The 16,071-nt window shown below is 63.1% G+C and carries 19 protein-coding genes; 11 read left to right on the forward strand and 8 right to left on the reverse strand.

The features are described 5' to 3' along the window. The first annotated feature begins 198 nt into the window (after positions 1 to 198). Entirely contained in the window at positions 199 to 540 is a 342-nt protein-coding gene (imm45, locus tag NKI95_RS06835; RefSeq protein ID WP_352715163.1) for an Imm45 family immunity protein, read from the forward strand. A 312-nt stretch (positions 541 to 852) separates the two neighbouring features. On the opposite strand, the gene NKI95_RS06840 is transcribed toward imm45, so the two are convergent. Beyond that, positions 853 to 1,530: an SDR family oxidoreductase gene (locus NKI95_RS06840; protein ID WP_352715166.1), complete on the reverse strand. Its 678-nt coding sequence runs from the start codon at positions 1,528 to 1,530 to the stop codon at positions 853 to 855. A 76-nt stretch (positions 1,531 to 1,606) separates the two neighbouring features. Between NKI95_RS06840 and NKI95_RS34415 the strand changes: the two genes are divergently transcribed. Beyond that, entirely contained in the window at positions 1,607 to 2,047 is a 441-nt protein-coding gene (locus tag NKI95_RS34415) for a hypothetical protein (RefSeq protein ID WP_502909119.1), read from the forward strand. Between the two features lie 102 nt (positions 2,048 to 2,149). After that, positions 2,150 to 3,001 carry a LysR family transcriptional regulator gene (locus tag NKI95_RS06850; protein WP_352492582.1) on the forward strand — a complete coding sequence of 284 codons (852 nt, stop codon included), beginning with the start codon at positions 2,150 to 2,152 and terminating at the stop codon, positions 2,999 to 3,001. 19 nt (positions 3,002 to 3,020) lie between these two features. On the opposite strand, the gene NKI95_RS06855 is transcribed toward NKI95_RS06850, so the two are convergent. Continuing rightward, the gene (locus NKI95_RS06855) at positions 3,021 to 3,776 is read right to left on the reverse strand and encodes an SDR family NAD(P)-dependent oxidoreductase (protein ID WP_352715169.1); all 756 of its coding nucleotides are present in this window, start codon (positions 3,774 to 3,776) and stop codon (positions 3,021 to 3,023) included. 78 nt (positions 3,777 to 3,854) lie between these two features. Then, on the reverse strand, positions 3,855 to 4,523 hold the full coding sequence (locus tag NKI95_RS06860) for a glutathione S-transferase family protein (RefSeq protein ID WP_352715172.1): 669 nt from the start codon (positions 4,521 to 4,523) through the stop codon (positions 3,855 to 3,857). Positions 4,524 to 4,669: 146 nt separating this feature from the next. On the opposite strand from NKI95_RS06860, the gene NKI95_RS06865 reads away from it, so the two are divergent. Then, a complete protein-coding gene (locus tag NKI95_RS06865) occupies positions 4,670 to 4,849 on the forward strand; it encodes a CsbD family protein (protein WP_254820647.1) in 180 nt (59 codons plus the stop codon). A gap of 67 nt (positions 4,850 to 4,916) precedes the next feature. On the opposite strand, the gene NKI95_RS06870 is transcribed toward NKI95_RS06865, so the two are convergent. Beyond that, positions 4,917 to 6,047, reverse strand: a complete 1,131-nt coding sequence (locus NKI95_RS06870) for a metallophosphoesterase (RefSeq protein WP_352715175.1) — start codon at positions 6,045 to 6,047, stop codon at positions 4,917 to 4,919. A gap of 119 nt (positions 6,048 to 6,166) precedes the next feature. On the opposite strand from NKI95_RS06870, the gene NKI95_RS06875 reads away from it, so the two are divergent. Continuing rightward, the gene (locus NKI95_RS06875) at positions 6,167 to 6,760 is read left to right on the forward strand and encodes a hypothetical protein (protein ID WP_352715178.1); all 594 of its coding nucleotides are present in this window, start codon (positions 6,167 to 6,169) and stop codon (positions 6,758 to 6,760) included. Between the two features lie 62 nt (positions 6,761 to 6,822). On the opposite strand, the gene NKI95_RS06880 is transcribed toward NKI95_RS06875, so the two are convergent. Further along, positions 6,823 to 7,434 (reverse strand): LmrA/YxaF family transcription factor, encoded by a 612-nt coding sequence (locus NKI95_RS06880; protein ID WP_352715181.1) that lies wholly within the window; start codon positions 7,432 to 7,434, stop codon positions 6,823 to 6,825. 150 nt (positions 7,435 to 7,584) lie between these two features. Here NKI95_RS06880 and NKI95_RS06885 point away from each other — a divergent pair, with 150 nt between their 5' ends. Continuing rightward, positions 7,585 to 8,379 (forward strand): NIPSNAP family protein, encoded by a 795-nt coding sequence (locus NKI95_RS06885; protein ID WP_352715183.1) that lies wholly within the window; start codon positions 7,585 to 7,587, stop codon positions 8,377 to 8,379. 47 nt (positions 8,380 to 8,426) lie between these two features. Here the strand turns inward: NKI95_RS06885 and NKI95_RS06890 are convergent, their stop codons facing one another. From NKI95_RS06890 to choX, 3 genes are read right to left on the reverse strand one after another with little or no spacing between them, the layout of a single operon-like run. Next, the gene (locus tag NKI95_RS06890) at positions 8,427 to 9,875 is read right to left on the reverse strand and encodes an amidase (RefSeq protein ID WP_352715186.1); all 1,449 of its coding nucleotides are present in this window, start codon (positions 9,873 to 9,875) and stop codon (positions 8,427 to 8,429) included. Between the two features lie 8 nt (positions 9,876 to 9,883). Further along, entirely contained in the window at positions 9,884 to 10,735 is an 852-nt protein-coding gene (locus NKI95_RS06895; protein WP_352715189.1) for an alpha/beta fold hydrolase, read from the reverse strand. Beyond that, positions 10,732 to 11,667 (reverse strand): choline ABC transporter substrate-binding protein, encoded by a 936-nt coding sequence (gene choX, locus NKI95_RS06900; RefSeq protein WP_352715192.1) that lies wholly within the window; start codon positions 11,665 to 11,667, stop codon positions 10,732 to 10,734. Before choX ends, NKI95_RS06895 begins: the two co-directional genes overlap by 4 nt. Before the next feature lie 138 nt (positions 11,668 to 11,805). Between choX and betI the strand changes: the two genes are divergently transcribed. The 5 genes from betI to NKI95_RS06925 all read left to right on the forward strand — a co-directional run bounded on the left by betI (position 11,806) and on the right by NKI95_RS06925 (position 15,930). Further along, entirely contained in the window at positions 11,806 to 12,408 is a 603-nt protein-coding gene (gene betI, locus NKI95_RS06905; RefSeq protein WP_502909120.1) for a choline-binding transcriptional repressor BetI, read from the forward strand. Between the two features lie 112 nt (positions 12,409 to 12,520). Continuing rightward, complete coding sequence (locus NKI95_RS06910) at positions 12,521 to 13,279, forward strand: SDR family NAD(P)-dependent oxidoreductase (RefSeq protein ID WP_352715197.1); 759 nt, start codon at positions 12,521 to 12,523, stop codon at positions 13,277 to 13,279. A 145-nt stretch (positions 13,280 to 13,424) separates the two neighbouring features. Then, the gene (gene fumC / locus NKI95_RS06915) at positions 13,425 to 14,822 is read left to right on the forward strand and encodes a class II fumarate hydratase (protein ID WP_352715199.1); all 1,398 of its coding nucleotides are present in this window, start codon (positions 13,425 to 13,427) and stop codon (positions 14,820 to 14,822) included. 128 nt (positions 14,823 to 14,950) lie between these two features. Next, a complete protein-coding gene (locus NKI95_RS06920) occupies positions 14,951 to 15,385 on the forward strand; it encodes a DoxX family protein (RefSeq protein ID WP_023722731.1) in 435 nt (144 codons plus the stop codon). 119 nt (positions 15,386 to 15,504) lie between these two features. Continuing rightward, a complete protein-coding gene (locus NKI95_RS06925) occupies positions 15,505 to 15,930 on the forward strand; it encodes a DoxX family protein (RefSeq protein WP_352715202.1) in 426 nt (141 codons plus the stop codon). The last annotated feature ends 141 nt before the right edge of the window (positions 15,931 to 16,071 follow it).

Raw genomic sequence — 16,071 nt, forward strand, 5'->3', positions numbered from 1 at the left:
CCCGGCCGACGTAATCGGCAATGCAGTCCGCATCAACTTCATTCACATTTATAAGACGCCTAAGACTTCGCCAGCCATGGGGGCAGTCCGAGGCGCTTCGGTCAATGGCCGATCTTTGCGAGAAGATGGACGCCGTTGCGCCGAAGCCGGGTCGCGCGGGCCCATACAAGAAGAACACCGGCGAAGTCTAGAGGCAGGATGCTGACTTGGACCACTCTTAATTCACTGGGGGAAAACGATCTCCTCTATCGTGGCGCGGTGTTCCGCTTCCGCGCTCGAACTCCAGTAGAGGAAATCCGAGAGTACATGCTGTTTAATACGTTTGAGGCATCGGGTCTGGGTCTTGTACGGTGCAGCGGCTATGACGCAGGCCACGTGCTCGTTTACCTGCCAAAAGAAGCGAAGGCAGAAGGCGCGGTGGCAATATCGCCCAAATGGCTCGCCTCGCATTGGCGCGAATGGATCGGTCATTCTATTCCAAGCCAAGTTTGGGTATCCAAAGAGGCGCAAGAGTCGCCGGAGCGGCTGCCAGACGAGTGATGCCCTTTGACATGTCGGGCAGCCTTCCGCCCAATCCTGAAAATTCAGAGTGAGACACTACCGATTTGTCACACTCGCCGGGGGCGCCGCGACTGCCTGTGCAAGCACATTGGAGAGCGAAAGCCGGGCGAGCCGAAGCCACTTAGCCGGGAACCATTTCGGCGCCAGGGCATTTTTTCTGTGTCGAAAGCCGTTCTCGAAAGAGCGATCTTGAGAAAAGGTGGACGACAAACAGGACGCCCCCCGCGCAGATAAAAGGCACGAGGGGCGTTCCTGTGCGATGCGACCATTCGCGCCGCTGCCCCCTGCTCCTCACAGCATGCCGCGGCTGAGCCCGCCATCCACCGGCAACGCCACGCCGGTGACATAGGCCGCGGCGTCGCTGGCCAGGAGTGCGGCAACTGCGCCGAATTCGGCGGGAGTGCCGTAGCGCTTTGCCGGGATTTCGGCCTGACTCTCGGCGGCGACCACGGCAGCGTCGACACCCCTGTCGGCGGCGTCCATGGCGTCGAACTGTTTCGTCCGGTCCGTCGCAAAACGGCCCGGCAGCAACAGGTTGATGGTGACGCCGTCCGCCGCCACTTCGCCGGCCAGGGTCTTGGCCCAGCCGGCGAGCGACGCGATGCGCATCTGGCTCAGCACCATGCTGGTGAACTGCTTCTCCCAGACGCTCGCATCGAAGACGCTGGCCGCGAAGGGCGGCGGGCCGCCGCCGTTGAGCAGGACGATGTCGATCCGCTGATGCTCGTCCTCGACGGCATGGATCAGCCGGGAGACGCTGTCGTGGTCGGAGAGGTCGGCGCTGAAGGTCGAGCAGATGTGGCCGGCGGCCTCGATCGCGCGCCGCGCCGCATCCAGGGTCTCCTCCCCTCGTCCGACCAGGATGATCTCGGCGCCTTTCGCCGCGAGCGCTTCGGCAACGCCGAAACCGAGGCCCTTGCCTCCGCCGAGAACAAGCGCCCTCCGTCCCACAAGATTTGTACTTATCAAGCCAAGCCTCCTCCTGGTTCGACTGCGCAGCCTCGGGTCAGGCCTGAGGGCATGCTTTGGGCGTGCATCAGCGGACATGCACGATAGCGTCGGCTTCGACCGGAACATTGGCCGGCAAGCCGGCCCTGCCGAGCGAGCAGCGGGCGTGCTCGCCACGCTCGCCGAAAACATGGAGCAGAAATTCGGATGCTCCGTTGCCGACCTCCGAATAGGCCGAAAAGCCGGCCGCCGCATTCACATAGACGGTCAGCTTGGCGAATTTCACGACGCGGTCGAGATTGCCGTCCAGTTCCTTGTCCAGCCAATAGACGATGTTGGCCGCGCAGAGCTGGGCGGCGTTCCGCGCAGCAGCCAGATCGATCTCTCTGCCGACCTGGCCGATCGCGGCGATCTCCTGCCCGATCTCGGGGATCTGACCGGAGACATGTCGGCGACCCGAACCGTCGGCGAGAACGGCAAAGTGGGCCGCTCGAGCGAGGGCCAGGCGACACCGAACTCCTCAAATCTTCTTCTGTAGGACAAGGTGGCTGCTCCTGTTTTCGTTCGTGCGAGCGGACCTTGAATTCAGATCGGGCTTTCGGATAGCCTGATAGTGCTGACACAGCTATCAGGAATTCTTATGACTGGAGATATCGACGTCAGGCTGCTGCGCGCCTTCGTCACCGTGGCCGATACGGGAACGGTGAGCCGGGCCGCCGATCGGCTTGCCCGCACCCAGGCGGCGGTGAGTATGCAACTTCAGCGCCTCGAGGGTGAAGTCGGCGCCGAGCTGCTGCGCCGTTCGCCGCGCGGCGTGACGCTGACCGAGGCCGGCGAGATCCTGCTCGCCTTCGCCCGCAAGGCCATCGCGATCGGCGACGATGCCAGGCGCGAGATAGAAGGCCGCAGGCTGGTCGGCCGTGTCCGGCTGGGCATCGTCGAGGATTTGGCGGTGACGCGGCTGCCGTTGATCATCGCCGACTTCCGCCGCCGGCATCCTTCCGTGGAGATCGAGCTGACATCAGCCAGCAGCAGCGATCTCAGCAAGTCGCTGGGCGAAGGAAGATGCGACATCGTCATGGCCGATCCGGCACGCTTCACAATGGCGCCGCGAGGCCATCTGTCACGACAGCTGGTCTGGGCGGCAAGCCGCATGATCGAGATCGATGACGAGGTTGAGCTTCCGCTGATCATCTTCGAGGGCGCCTGCTCCTGGCAGGACAGAATGCTCGCCTCGCTCGCAGAGGCCGGGATCGGCTGGAAGATCGGCTGCCGCGTGTCGACTTTCGCGACGCTGATCTCGGCGCTCAGGGCCGGGCTTGGCATCGGCCTTCTGCTGCAGGAAGGACTGCCGCCCGACTGCCAAAGCCTCAATGGACGCTTCAACCTGCCGCCGGCGCCGATGGCGGATTTCGGCGTCTACCTCGCGAGGGACCCGTCGCGGCTGGTGGAGGAGTGTGGCGATTTCCTGCGGGCGGGATTCGAAGCGTAGCAAAGAGATCTGACGCCGTTTACCGTTCCTGGTCGGTCGGGCGGATGACGATCTCGTTGACGTTGACGTGTGCCGGCTGGCTCACGGCGTAGAGAATGGCCGCGGCGATGTCCTCGGCGGTCAGCGCCTCCATTGCGGCGAGCCGCTTGTCCAGATCAGCCTTGAACGCCGGATTGGTGATGTGGTCGCCGAGCTCGGTGCGCACCAGGCCGGGCTCGATAACCGTGACGCGAACCTTGTCGGCGTAGACTTCGCGGCGCAGCGATTCGGAAAAGCCGACGACGCCGAACTTGGTTGCTGCGTAGCCGCTGGCGCCCGGATTGGCGACACGGCCGGCGACCGACGAGACGTTGACGATGTGACCCTTGGCGGCCCTCAGATGCGGCAGCGCCGCCTTGGTGACCCCCATCAGCGCCAGCAGGTTGAGCTCGATCATGCGGCGCCAGTCGTCGAGCACCGCCTCGGCGGCGGGTGACAGGAGCATCACTCCGGCATTGTTGACGAGGATGTCGAGGCGGCTCCATTCGGCGACAACCTTGTCGACCACGGCGGTGACATCGTCGTTGCTGGTGACGTCGGCCTCGATGCGGAGCGCCGTGCCGCCGGCCTTTTCGATCCGCGCGGCGAGCGCTTCGAGACGATCGGCGCGGCGTGCCGCAATCGCCACCTTGGCCCCGGCGGCGGCCAGCGCCACAGCGGTTGCCTCGCCGATGCCCGAGGAGGCGCCGGTGACAAGCGCGACCTTGGCGGCCAGTGCGGAAGAAACAGATGTCATTGTGAAGTCTCCAAGGCCCCTGCCCGATCTTCAGATAGGCCGCGGGCCGCGAAAGTGGAAGACCGGCTTTGCTTGGTTCTACTCGTCTGGGCCCGGCTCCGGCCAAGGCTCTTTCGCCGCCTCGGCATACCAGTGGCGCATCGCCAGCATCGAAAGCACGGCGTCGACATAGGCGCGGGTATCGGTTGCCAGCATGCCGCCATAGGTTTCGAAGCGGGTGACGACCGGCGCGTACATGGCATCGGCCGCGGTGAAATGGCCAAACAGAAACGGCCCGCCTTTGCCGTATTTTTCGCGGCATTGCCGCCACAGATCCTCGATGCGCGTCCGTTGCGCCTCACCTTCGGCGTCGAGCGGCTTGTGGCCTTTTGGCCGGCGCAAATTCATCGGCCAGCCATAGCGGACCTCGCGAAAGCCCGAATGCATCTCTGTTGCAGCCGAGCGGGCCAGCGCACGGGCGCCGATATCGGCCGGCCAGAGCTTTTTCTCGGGAAACAGCTCGGCGAGATATTCAAGGATGGCAAGGGTTTCCCAGACGATCCGGACCTCGCCATTCGGCAGCCGATGATCCAGCACCGGCACCTGGCCGGTCGGCGATATCCTGGCCAGATTGGCCGCGGTCTTGGGCGTGCGCAGGCGCACAAAACGCTCCTCGAACGGGATGTCCAGGTGCTTCATCGCCAGCCATGGCCTCAGTGACCACGACGAAAAACACTTGTTGCCGATGAAGAGCGTGAATTCAGCCATTGTCCCTCCGGCCTGTCTGTTCGGGCGTTCTGGTGCACCCTATCCTGTCGGCTTCGCGGCCGGAAGCTATCCCAATCGACGGGCCGAACCCGGAACCTAAGCGATCCGCGACCGTTTCTCCAGGCGAACGGTTCAGGAGATGCGAGATGGTGAACAAGGATCAAGTTGCCGGCGTTGCCAAGCAAGCCAAGGGCTCGGTCAAGCAGACCGCCGGCAAGGCCACCGGCAACAGGCGCACCGAGGCCGAAGGCGACGTGGACAAGGCCACCGGCAAGATGCAGAAAGCTTACGGCGACGTGAAGGACAAGGTAAAGAAGGCGCTTTGACGCGCTGGCCCTTTGCAAACCAGGAAAAAGGCGGCTCGGCCGCCTTTTTTGCGTCCTCTCTTACCCGTCAGAAAGTCAGGCTTTTGCTGTACGCATTGGTGAAGGTGACGTCGCCATGATCTCCGGCGGCTTCGCCCAGCACCACGTCCATGCTGTTTTCGCTCACCCGCGCCAACGCAAAGCCGCCCATGAAGGCAGCCTTCGGCTTGAACAAATCGAGCCCGTCACGGTGGTAGATCATTGGCGTCGCGTGCTGGTGGCCATGGAAGATGCCGACGACGTTGTAACCCTTCAGCGTAGCCAGCAGCGCCTGCCTGTCGGCTTCGCTCCACCAGTGCGGCGGACCCGTGCCGCCGTCGTCGAAGGTTTTCTCGGCGGCGTCCCATCTTTCAATCGAAAAAGTATCCCAGCCATAATGCTGGAACAGGATGACCGGGCGGCCGTCGCCGGCATAGGTCGCCAGATCCTGCTTCAGCCATGGCAGGCTGCTGGCGGCGCCATGGCCGGTATCGCCAGCAAAACGGTGCGTCTGGACCAGATGCAGACCGCCCCAATCCCATGAATAGCAGTCGGTCTCGACGTCGTAGTCGGTCGCCGGCGCAGGCGGCTTGAAGAACACGCCGGGGCGGTGGTTGACCTCGACGTAGTCGCGCATTTCGCGGCGATACCAGTCGACATGCGAGCGCGGGCCGTTCTGGTCGAGGTCGTGGTTGCCGAGGCCGACATAGACCGGCATGTGCACGCGGTCGGGGCCGACGCCTTGCTGGTAGCGCTGGCTGAACTGAAGCAGCTGCGTGCCCTCGCTGGGCTGGGTGATCTGGCCACCGCCGTCGTCGGTGATATCGCCGCCAACGACGAGGCCGAGCGGCGTGCCGATTTTGCCCGTCGAGCGCAGGCCGGTGGCAACGCCATTGATCTCAGCCGGCCATTGCCGGTCACCGACGCCGTTGAGTGCGGCGACATTGCGCAGCAAGGCAGCGTCGGTCTTGCCCTCCTGCTCGCAATGCGGGCTCAATCCGTTCGCCATGCGGCAGGCATGGACATCGGCGATAAACAAGAAGGTGGCGTCGATCGGCGGAATGCGCTGCCCGGTCTGGCCGAAGGCCGGGCGCGAAACGGCGCCGGCCGCGGCAACGGCCGCTGCCTTCATCAGGAAGCTGCGCCGGGAGCCCGGTCGGGCGGAAATGCGATGCATCATGCGCTAAAATTCAGCACGACGCGGACCGGCAGTCCAGTTGCTCGCAAAGTATGTCGACACGTTCTCCCCGGTCTGGCATTGCATTCGGCATTCAACTTGCGCGGGCAGAGGAGGACGCCATGAACACTGCATCCATCGGCATGACAATGGCCATTCTGGCGGTGACGGGCGCAGCGCATGGCGCCGAGTGCATCGACGCCAAATCGGCCAAGGCAGGCTTCATTCTCGAAAGGCCCGGCATCCACAGCGAATTTCGTCCGGCGGCGGGCGGAATGGTTGCCGTGGCCAACAAATACCAGTCGCAATCGCCGCAGTCGCAGTACCTGTTCGGCGGGCTGATCGAAGTGTTTCGCGACAGCAGCACGGGGCAGCTGGCGATGATCCCGTTTTCCGATCTCAGGAAGGTGTTCCCGCTGAAGGCGGGGGCTAAGAGCAAGATCGTATTTGCCCGTCTCGCACCGAACAAGCCGCCGAAGGGCACCGAGACGCTGGAGATCAACGTCAAGGGCAAGGAGACGTTCAGCCTGGGTGATTGCAAATATTCCGTGCTCGCGGTCAAGCAGACGATCAGGAGCGAGGCCGGCGAGACGCGGGACGAGTTCACCGCGCTTTACGCACCCGATCTGCAGGCAGTTGTGGCCAGGCGCTATGACGAGGGTACCAGTGCCGAAAGCGTGGTCGGCTACGAGCTGATCAAGCCGCTGCCGAATTAGGACACCGGCCTTCCCGCCTTGGTCGTGACATCAGCGACAGCGGCGCCTCTGTCCTGCCGGCGTCAGAGGGCTCTGTGCAGTATCCTGCTACGTCGCCTCGTTCCTGTTTTGGACGACATAACTCCCTGCTCCAACGCCATCAGGCAGTCGCGCAGGACGCTTGCGTCCTGTGCGGTCTTGGCCATCGACATGGCGCCCGAATAGCTGGCGACGGCGAGCGCTGCGAAGCGCTGCGGATCGGTGCCCAGCTCCCGGCCCGCCTGCTGTTCGGCCCTGATCTTGTCGGCGATCGCCTGACGCCAGGTCGAAAAAATGCCGGCAAGGGCAATGCGGAAATCCGGATCGGCAAGCGACAGTTCATGCGCCAGGTTGTTAAGCGGGCAGCCGCGCACGAAACCCTGCCGCTCCAGCCCCGCCGCGACGGCCGCGAACACGGAGCGCACGCCCTCGCGCGCTGAGGGAGCCTCCCGCACCGGTGCGATCCATGTCTCTTCGACCGCGGCGGCGACCCGCTCCTCGATCACTGCAAGCGCCAGCGACTTCTTGGTCGCGAAATGGTGGTGCAGCGCGCCGCCGGTGACGCCCGCCGTCGCCATCAGGTCGCCCAGGCTGGAGGCGTGATATCCGCGTGCCTGAAACGCCTCTTCGGCGACATCGAGCACCTTTTTGCGCATGCCTTCGGGGTCGTTGGTGCGTTTTTGAGGCCGCGCCTTTGGGCGAGCTGTTATCTCTGCTGACATCTTCGCACGATAGCAGATTGACAAAACAGGACAACCGGTCTGTTTTGTAAAACAGGATGACTGTCCTGTTTTGGAGATCGAGCGATGAACCTGCCTTTGAACGCCGAGTCTAGATCCGATCTGCTCGCCTCGCCCGTTGTCGAACTCAGGCAATACACACTGAAACCCGGCCGGCGCGAGACGCTGATCGGCATCTTCGACAATCACCTGATCGAGGGCCAGGAAACGGCGGGGATGACCATCATCGGCCAGTTCCGCGATCTCGACCGGCCGGACATGTTCGTCTGGCTGCGCGGCTTCGACGGTATGGAAGCGCGGAAAAACGCTCTGACCGCCTTCTATGACGGGCCGGTCTGGGCTGCCTGGCGCGACGCCGCCAACGCCACGATGATCGATTCTGACGACGTGCTGCTGCTGAAGCCGGCCTGGCCGGGCGCCGGCCTAGACCTCTCGGGATCGCAACGAGTACCCCAGACGGATCTCGAAGAACCAAGCACAAGCAGTGCTTTGCAGGAAATTGTTATCATCAAGATTCATCATTTGCGACCGGGCCTCGAAGCCGGCTTCGCCAGGAATTTCCAGACCGCAGCTCTTCCGGTGCTCGCCGCATTTAGCGCACCGCCGCTTGCCGCCTTCGTTACCGAGCATGCCGAAAACAGCTTTCCGCGGTTGCCGGTGCGGGCCGGCGAAAACGTCTTCATCAGCATCACGGGTTTCGACAGCGCCGAAGCGCATGCCCGCCATGAGGCAGCCTTGGCTGCCTCCCCGGAATGGCTGGCATTCGAGCGGACCGCGCAGCGGGAATTCGCCAGGCCCGTGGAGGTTCTGCGCCTGGCGCCGACGGCGCGATCGCTGTTCGGGCAGCCAACGCCGGCATGACCAACGCCGTCGAAGCCACCTATGTGCGCTGGACTCCCTCATCTGGTTCACGCCTGAAAATGCCTGGCATGGATCACCTGATAACGCGTGGTCCATGCGGTTGCCTGCTCCAGGTCAAGGGAAATGCGAAGCAGCTGGTGATCCTCGTTCTTGCGGCCAATGAGCTGGATGCCGATCGGCAGGCCGCCTTTCGACTGGAACAGCGGCAGGCTGGCGGCCGGTTGCCCGGTGACGTTGAAGATTTCCGTGAAAGGCGCAAAGCCGTAGGCCCGGCTCGCCCAAGCCTCGTAATCGAAGAGAGCACCATCGCCACGGATGGCGCCAAGCCGAGGCGGCAGGTCGGCCGTGGTCGGCGTCATGATCAGGTCGAACGCATCGAATGCCATCGCCATCGCCAGCGAAGCGCTGTGCATGTGGTCCTGCGCCCTGAGATAGTCGGCGGCCGAAGACCGCCGAAAACAGTCGAGCGCGTGACGAGTCAGGCTTTCGATTTCGCCAGCCGCCGGCATCCGCCCGATCTCATCGGCGCGCTCGTCAACCAGCCGCGCAACCTCCGACATCCAGAAAATGCTCCAGTCCGCTCCGGCGCTGGCTTCCCGCGGGAAACGCGCCTCTGTGACCTGGTGCCCCATGTCCTCGAGGAGGATCATGGCTTCCTGGAATTTTTCCCCAATCTCGGACGCGACCGGCGTGCCATCCGGCCGGTGCGCCAGACACGCGACGCGCAGACGCTCGCCGGGGGAAGACAGCCAGTCCAGGTAGGACGGCACCGATTTCGACACGGAGTAAGGCGCTGCTTGTTCTGGACCGGCAGTCATGTCCAGCATGGCGGCGCTGTCCCGAACGGTGCGGGACAGGACGTTCTCGGCGTAGAGCCCGGCGCCGACCTGACCTCGACCAGGCCCGACAGGCGTGAGCCCGCGCGACGGCTTCATGCCGAACACGCCGCAACAGGCAGCCGGCACCCGGATCGAGCCGCCGATATCGGAACCGTGGGCGACCGATACCATGCCGCTTGCCACCGCGGCAGCAGCACCACCGCTCGAACCGCCCGCCGTCAGCGAAGGATCCCAGGGGTTCAAGGTGGGGCCGCGAAAGCTGGGTTCAGTCACGAAGTCGTTGGCAAATTCAGGCGTGTTTGTCTTTCCCAGCAAGATCAGACCGGCGGCCCGCCAGCGCCGGACGATCTCGCTGTCGGGCTTCGGCGCGGCATCCTTAAAGTAGAGCGACGAGTGCGTCGTCGGCCACTCCAGTACATTGACGCCGGTGTCCTTGACCAGGAAAGGAATGCCGGCGAGTGCCGCCTGCCTGTTGTAGTTTGCCGCCGCGGAAAGCGCCCGGTCCGCATCGATCAGCGTCACGGCGTTGATGGCGGGATTGATGCTTTCGATCGCTTCGATGGCCGCCTCGACGACCTCGACAGCCGATAATTCGCCCGAGCGAACATGCCCGGCCAGGGCGACGGCATCCAACGCCACGTATTCGGAAAGATTCATGACTGCTCTCAGCCCGGACTGCCGGTCGTTTCGGCTGTCGGCTCGGATCCAGCTTTGGTCCCGACCTTGAAATACCGGCCGACGGCTGCCGCGACCAATGCCGGATCCTCCCAATGCGGATTGTGGCCACAGCGCGCTGCGCTCACGAACGCGGCGCTAGGGATTTCTTCGAGGAGCCGCTGTTGGTGCGTTTCGTCGAAGAGCAGGTCGCGCCCTCCAGCAATGACAAGCGCCGGCAGGCGCAGCGTGCGCGCCTTGTCGGTCAGATCGACGCGCCGAACCTGCTCCAGGATTGCGCGCCAAAGTGCCGCCGGCATGGCTGACGCCTCCTCCGCAGTCATGGTCAGGAATTCCGCTGGAACCTCGGCCTCGCAGGCATGCCAATAGTCATAGAACGGATCGGCCGGTGATATCGGATCTCGAAGCGCCCGCACACCAATGGTCATCGGGTGGTCCTCACCGATCTGCGGCCGTAGCGTTCCGGCCATCAGCACCAGGCCGCCGATCATCTCGGGGTAGCGCGCGGCTGCCTCGATCGCCACCATGCTACCCAGGGAATGCCCCACCAGAACCGGCCGCTCGAGCCGCAATCGCTCGATCAAACTCGCCACATCTTCCGCGAAATCCGCCGGGGCGAAGCCGCGTGTCCCGGCCGGCGAGGCGCCATGCCCGCGCAGGTCCGGAATGACAAGCCGGCGCCCGGCGAGATGCGGCGCCAGCAAGGAGAAGCTGCGGCTCGTGTCGGAGAAGCCGTGCACCAGCACCAGCGCGGGCTCCTGCCCGGCGATTTCGACGCAGGCCGTTTCAGCACCGACCTTGCGCTTGCGGCCGTTCCAGCCCGCCTGATCGGCCGATATCACAGGCCGAGCTGCTGCTTGACTGCGTCGAGCGCGGGCTTGCCATCGAATGTGGTGACACCGGCAAGCCAGGCGCCGAGCCTATCCGGATTCTCCTTGACCGCCTTCAGGCCGGCTTCCTCCGGCTTCATGCCGTCATTGATGAGATAGCCCATGCCGAGATTTTCGAAATCGATGTCGAAGGCGAGGTTCTTCAGCAACTGCCCGACATTCGGGCATTGCTGCAGATAGCCCTTGCGAACCTGCGTCGTCACCGTCGCGGCGCCGAAGTTCGGGCCGTAGAACTTGTCGCCGCCGCTCAGATATTTGAAGTCGTACATCGTGTTCATTGGATGCGGCGCCCAACCCTGGAAGACGATGAAGCGCCTTTCCTTGATCTCGTAGCCGACCTCGGAAAGCATGCCGGCTTCACTCGATTCGACGACCTGCCAGCCATCGAGGCCCAGCGACTTATCGGCGATGGCGTCCATCATCAGCTGGTTCGAGCCCGGCTCGATGCCGTACATCTTCCTGCCGAACTTGTCGGCGAACTTTTGCAGGTCGGCAAAATCCTTGACACCGGCCTCCCAGACGTAAGTCGGCACGGCAAAGGTGTATTTGGCGCCGACGAGATTGACGCGCACATCGTCTACCGAGCCATCCTTCTTATAGGGCTCGTAGTAGGTGATCATCGCCGGATCCCAATAGCCAAGGAACACGTCCAAATCATTGTTCTTCAAGGATTCATAGATGACGTTGATGCCCAGAAGCGAGCTTGCCGGCTTGTAGCCGAGCGCATCGAGCAAGACGCTGGTGACGCCGGTGGTGAAGGCAAGGTCGTTCCATCCAGGCTCGGCCATGCGCACGACCTTGCATTGCTCGGGTTCAGCCGCAAAGACCGGCTGGGTCGCCAGCAGGACGCCGAACGAGGCGCCTATTCCAAGGCTACGAAGCATTTCGGTTCTCCTCATTTCACCAACAATGTATTTCACCAACAATGTTGACCATTCGGTTTTTATATTGTCCTAACGGTCAATTCTTGATCTCGATGGACGAAAATGTCAACGTCGGTTTTCGATGCATGGATCCGGCCCGTGAAACTCAAGCGTCTCAGCGACATACGCCGCAAAGAGCTGCGGCAAGCCGCCTTTGCCGTGCTTCAGCGCGAAGGCATAGCTGGCGCGACCATAGAAAAGGTGGCGGCACAGGCCGGCGCGTCGAAGGGCATCGTGCTGCATTATTTCAACAGCAAGCGGGAACTGTTCGAGCACGCCATGCGGGAATCGAACCTGGTGCTGCGGCATGCGGTGGTCGAGCGGCTGAGACAGGCGCGCACGCCAATGCAACGGATAGATGCCATCATCGAAGGCAATTTCGAGCCGCATCTCTTCCAGCCGTCCCTCTGCCACGCCTGGCTTTCACTTTGCGCGGAGGTGCCGCGCGACGAAAAGCTTGCCCGCATCCAGAAGGTCATCCATGCGCGCATGCGCTCCAACCTGCTGTCCGGCCTGCGCGGTCTGGCGCCGGCACGCGATGCTGACGAGATCGCTTTCGGCGTCACCGCCCTGATCGACGGGCTGTGGTTGCGGCTTGGTCTGCAGCCCGGCAGCGTCACGCGTGAACAGGCCATTCATCAGGTCAAGAATTTCGTCGCTACGCGGCTGGCTGTTCGGCGCGGTACAGCCGCTGCCGAATAGACAGGCGCATCAGCCGAAAGTTCATATTGTAGGATAGGCCGGCGGCTTGACCACAATTGGCAACGGCGCTGTTCTCCTTATCAGACAAGACGGCAATGCGCGGGAGTGTTGGATGAGACTGGGCGGCAAACGGGCGCTGGTCACCGGCGGCTCGGACGGGATCGGGCTGGCAATCGCCGAGGCGTTTTTGCGCGAAGGCGCGGATGTGCTGATCGTCGGCCGCGACGGCAAAAAACTCGACGCCGCCCGCAAGCAGCTCGGGAATAATATCGAAACGCTGTCGGCCGATTTGTCGGCCAGCGCCGGCATCGACGCCGTGGTCGAGCATGCCAGGCGCGGCACACCTCTCGATATCCTCGTCAACAATGCCGGCGTGGCGTTCCTGGTGCCGTTCGAAACCGTCAGTGAGGACCAGTTCCAGCAGTCGTTCGCGCTCAACGTCACGGCCGTATTCTTCCTCACTCAGCGGCTGTTGCCACATCTCGCGTCGGGCGCGGCCTCGGTGATCAACATCTCGTCCTATTTCGCGCACAAGATGACCCCGAAGCGGCCGTCCAGCCTCTATTCGCTGTCGAAGGGCGCGCTCAATTCGCTGACCAGGTCGCTCGCCTTCGAGCTCGGGCCGCGCGGCATAAGGGTCAACGCCATCGCGCCCGGCACGGTCGACACAGCGATGCGGCGCAGGTCGATCGAAAACCTGCCGGAAGCCGCGCAAGCCGAGCTCAACGCCTATGTGGAGCGCAGCTATCCGCTCGGCCGCATCGGACGAACCAGCGACCTTGCCGGCATCGCGGTCTATCTCGCCAGCGACGAAGCGGCATGGACCAGCGGCGGAATCTTCGCCGTGGATGGAGGATACACGGCGGGGTGAGTAGTTGCGCTCCTCTTTCTCCCCTTGCGGGAGAAGGAAAAGGTGCTGCTTCAACCGATTTGCATTCCCGTCACCCGCAATCTCCGCTTGAAGGCATTTGTGCAACGCGATACGCCGTTTGCAAATTGCAAACCGGAGAGACTTCGTGAGCGCGCCAGAGACCAGAACCGAAACCGATACGTTCGGTCCCATCGAGGTCGCCGCCGACCGTTACTGGGGCGCGCAGGCGCAGCGTTCGCTGGCCAATTTCAAGATCGGCTGGGAGAAACAGCCGGCATCGATCGTGCGGGCGCTGGGCATCGTCAAGCGGGCGGCCGCCGAAGCCAATATGGAGCTGAAGCGGCTCGATCCGGCGATCGGCAAGGCCATTATCGAGGCCTCCCAGGAGGTCATCGACGGCAAGCTGAACGACCATTTCCCGCTGGTCGTCTGGCAAACCGGCTCAGGCACCCAGTCCAACATGAACGCCAATGAGGTGATTTCCAACCGGGCGATCGAGCTTTTGGGCGGCGTCATGGGATCGAAGAAGCCGGTGCATCCCAACGACCACGTCAATATGAGCCAGTCGTCGAACGACACCTATCCGACGGCCATGCACATCGCCTGCGCCGAGCGCATCATTCACGACCTGCTGCCGGCGCTGAGACATTTGCATGCGGCACTCGAGGCCAAGACCAAGGCATTCGCCCACATCGTCAAGATCGGCCGCACCCACACGCAGGACGCGACGCCGCTGACACTCGGCCAGGAATTCTCGGGCTATGCGGCTCAGGTCGCCTCGTCGATCAAGCGCATCGAGATGACCCTGCCCGGCCTGCAGGAATTGGCACAGGGCGGCACCGCGGTCGGCACCGGCCTCAACGCGCCGGTCGGTTTTGCCGAAAAAGTGGCGTCGCGCATCGCCGCAATCACCGGGATCGATTTCGTCACCGCGCCGAACAAGTTCGAGGCGCTGGCCGCGCATGATTCCATGGTCTTCTCGCACGGCGCCATCAATGCCTGCGCGGCGGCGCTGTTCAAGATCGCCAACGACATCCGCCTGCTCGGCTCGGGCCCGCGTTCGGGCCTCGGCGAATTGTCGCTGCCGGAAAACGAACCGGGCTCCTCGATCATGCCGGGCAAGGTCAATCCGACACAATGCGAGGCCATGACGCAGGTTTGCGTGCAGGTGTTCGGCAACAACGCGGCGATCAGCTTCGCCGGCAGCCAGGGCCATTTCGAGCTCAACGTCTACAATCCGCTGATGGCCTATTGTTTCCTGCAGTCGGTGCAGCTGCTGGCCGACGCTTCCCTGTCGTTCACTGACAATTGCGTCGTCGGCATCGAGGCCCGCGAAGACAACATCAAGGCAGCGCTCGACCGTTCGCTGATGCTGGTGACGGCGCTGGCGCCGACGATCGGCTATGACAACGCCGCCAAGATCGCCAAGGCGGCGCACAAGAACGGCACAACGCTGCGCGAGGAAGCGCTGGCCACCGGGCTGGTCAGCGAAGCCGACTATGAGCGGCTGGTGCGGCCGGAGGACATGACGCACCCAGGGTAAGTTGATCGCGAAAACGTTACCTCGGTGAACAATCCGTAACCAATCTGACGTCTTTGGTGAACAGTCGGCATGCGCTAACTGGACGGCTATCCCAAGTCGTTTGGCCAAACCCTTCTGGAGAGTTACGCATGTCCACCAACACGTCCACCAACACTTCGTTTGCCGGTTCCGGCACCGCCTCCGGCGCCTCGGGCACGATCCTGCTCGGCCGCATCCTGCTTTCGGTCATCTTCCTGCTTTCCGGCTTCGGTAAGCTAACGGCCATTGCCGGCACCGCCGGCTATTTCGGCAGCCTCGGCCTGCCGCTGCCGATGGTGACCGCCATCGTCGTCGGCCTGATCGAACTGCTTGGCGGGCTCGCCATCCTCGTCGGCTTCCAGACCCGGATCGTCGGCTGGGTGATGGCGATCTTCACAGTCGCCACCGCACTGGTCGCCCACACCGGCTGGGCCGATCAGATGCAGATGATCAATTTCATGAAAAACCTCGGCATTGCCGGCGGCTTCCTCGTGCTCGCCTCGTCGGGTGCCGGCGCCTATTCGATCGACGCCAAGCGCGGCTGAAGCGGCCCAGCATTTCCTGAACAAAGGGGCGCGGAATTTTCCGCGCCCCTTTTTCGTTGTCGGTTTATATCTGCTGGCTGGAACTCTGCTAGCATCGGCCGCCGATATCGGAGGAGACCATGCCTCGCAATGCGCTGCTCTTGCTTTCCCGGCTGCTGCTCGCCGCGCTGTTCGTGCCGTCCGGCTTCCATGCGCTTGCCGACATCGCCGGCACATCGGGCTATTTCGCGGGCCTCGCCCTGCCACTGCCGACGCTGGTGGCTTGGGCGACAGGCCTGTTCGAGCTGATCGCCGGATTGCTCGTCCTCGTCGGCTTCAAGACACCAGTCGTGGCGTTGCTGCTCGCTGCCTTCTGCATCGCGGCGGGCTTCATCGGCCACTATGGTCAGGGCGGCGACGATCCGACGCTGACCTTTATGCATTCACAGATGCTGATGAAGGACATCGCCATATCCGGCGGTTTTCTGGCGCTGGCAATGGCCGGCGCCGGCGCCTATTCGATCGACGGACGGATGCCCAGGGCAATCGCTTCACGCAAAAGCTAGAGCGGTTCCCCCTTTGACGGAATCAAAGGGGATTCCAGATTTATCTGTTTTGTGATTCAAGATGCTGGCTGGAGTGGAGGCCAGCATCGGATGACCCGACCTCTTTCCAATGATCTTCGCGAACGTGTTGTAGCGGCGGTT

It is taken from the genome of Mesorhizobium sp. M0306 (assembly GCF_040321655.1).
GTDB lineage: Bacteria > Pseudomonadota > Alphaproteobacteria > Rhizobiales > Rhizobiaceae > Mesorhizobium.